Here is a 451-nt window from a genome sequence, read left to right as displayed (position 1 = left end):
TGCGAATTGTGGCACGGCACAGCCCAAAACTGGGTTGTGGGGGTCGGCTCTCCGGTTTTCCAGGCCTTGCGGGACGTTTTGCAGAGTTTGATGTCGGAAAATCATGGAAAACCGGCATTAAACTCTGCAAAACATAAAGAGCGCCCGGGCTGGGGTCAGCGGCCCCTACAGCCGCGCGGCGCTTGGGGCAGCAGCCCAAGGGGCGCACCCGGTTTTGGGCCGTGGTGTGTCGGGCTCCGAGGGGTACATCCGGTTTTGGGCCGTGGTGTGTCAGGAAACGTGCGAATTGTGGCACGGCACAGCCCAAAACGGGGATCCGTGGGGTCCGTGGGGTCCGGGCCGGGTACTGGGCTGTGTCGGGCACCGGGCTGGGCCTCGGGACTGCCAGAGGGGCTGAGGCGCTGGGACAAGCGGAACGCATGTTTTGCAGAGTTTGATGCCGGAAAATCGT

Source organism: Corynebacterium sp. HMSC27B11, assembly GCF_001815985.1.
Taxonomy (GTDB): domain Bacteria; phylum Actinomycetota; class Actinomycetes; order Mycobacteriales; family Mycobacteriaceae; genus Corynebacterium.
The sequence above is the reverse complement of the archived record's forward strand: the minus strand, read 5'-3'. Positions refer to the sequence as shown.